Origin of the sequence: Arsukibacterium sp. (genome assembly GCF_033722355.1) — a bacterium.
Classification (GTDB): Bacteria; Pseudomonadota; Gammaproteobacteria; order Enterobacterales; family Alteromonadaceae; genus Alishewanella.
On the sequence record NZ_JAWVZF010000278.1, the window covers coordinates 1 to 1583 of the forward strand.

A 1583-nucleotide genomic window follows, 5' to 3' on the forward strand; every position below is an offset into this window, starting at 1 on the left:
AACTGCCAGGTATGGATAAAGCGGCCGCCGATGAACTGGTACAGCAGGCTCATCAGCTATGTCCGTATTCAAATGCCACCCGGGGTAATATCGATGTTCGTCTGCACCTCTCGGTATAACCGGTAATTAAGCTAAAAAGCGCAGGCTGTGCCTGGGCTTTTTATTTCAGATTTACCGGCATTCATCAGCTAGAGGCCGGCTTGGCCGGACATTCTGTTTGGCTCAACTCGTCAGGCCGGCCGGAATAACGTAAACTGCCGGCTAAATACCTTATTGCAGCTACCATGACAAAATCTGCCCAACTACACCCGCGTAACGCCCATCAGGGCCGCTATGATTTAGCGCAGCTAAGTAGCGGCTATCCGCCTCTGCTGACGTATCTGACCAAGAGCCCGGCGGGTGAACAAACGATTAATTTCAGTGAGCCGGCAGCAGTACAGGCACTTAATGCGGCACTTCTTAAGCACTACTATCAGGTTGACTACTGGCAATTACCCCCGGGGTATCTTTGCCCGCCTGTTCCGGGCCGGGCTGACTATATTCACTATGCCGCAGATTTACTGGCAACGGCTGACGGCGTGCCAACGGGCCGATCCATCACCTTGCTGGATATTGGCTGTGGTGCCAATCTGATTTATCCGATTGTTGCCAGTCGCAGTTATGGCTGGCGCTGTGTCGGCAGTGATATTGATGCAGTAGCATTGAAAACTGCCCAGTTAATTATCGACAGCAACCCAAAGCTACAGGGGCAGATAAGCCTGCGCCGCCAGCCAGATAGCAACAGCATTCTGCGCGGTATCATTACCGGTGGCGATACCTTTGCCGTAACGGTATGTAACCCTCCCTTTTACCGCTCTGCTGCCGAAGCTGCCGCGGCAAATCAGCGTAAAAGAAATAACCTGAAACTCGCCGATAGCGTGCAGCAGCGCAATTTTGCCGGCCAACACCATGAATTATGGTGTCCGGGTGGTGAACTGGCTTTTATCAGGCAACTGATAACCGAGAGCGCTGAGTTTGCCAGTCAGGTCGGCTGGTTTACCAGTCTGGTATCCCAGCAAAGTCACCTGCAGGCTCTTGTCCAGAGCGCGCGCCAGGCAGGCGCAACTGAAACCAAAAAAATAAAGATGCAGCAGGGCCAGAAAAGCAGTCATATGCTGGCCTGGCGCTTCTGAGTTAGCCAACGGCTGTGCTGTAACAGGGTATTACCAGCGGGCAAAATGATCTTCTGCCAGCCCCGGTTGACCGTGGCAGTGAATGTGCCGGCCATCGCTGAAGGCTATCGAACCGTGCCAGCTGCCACAGTACTGGCGGAAATTACTGGCCAGCAAGCCCAGATTTAGACGCTCCTGACGTTTAGCCGCGGGCATAAACTGCAATTGTACCGCGCCGCACTGGCTGAACACTTGCCAGGGCGCATCAGGTTTAAGCCTGTTAAAGTTAAACTGCACTGGCGGCAGTAAGTAGCGTTTATCGTTCAGCCAGCAGCAGTTTTCCGTGGCTCCCGTTTCGTTTACCCCTGCTGCCAGATTAAAACCAATTTTGTCGTTACCACTGAAGCCACTTAAACTACCCCAGCGCCAGCT

At 53.3% G+C, this 1583-nt stretch carries 2 protein-coding genes; one reads left to right on the forward strand and one right to left on the reverse strand.

Annotated elements, in window-relative coordinates; genetic code table 11:
- Nucleotides 1-284 precede the first annotated feature (284 nt).
- Nucleotides 285-1172 carry a 23S rRNA (adenine(1618)-N(6))-methyltransferase RlmF gene (gene rlmF, locus R3177_RS14775; protein WP_318971768.1) on the forward strand — a complete coding sequence of 296 codons (888 nt, stop codon included), beginning with the start codon at nt 285-287 and terminating at the stop codon, nt 1170-1172.
- A gap of 30 nt (nt 1173-1202) precedes the next feature.
- Here the strand turns inward: rlmF and R3177_RS14780 are convergent.
- Nucleotides 1203-1583: DUF2804 domain-containing protein (locus R3177_RS14780; protein ID WP_318971769.1), on the reverse strand; the 381-nt coding region annotated here is incomplete at its 5' end.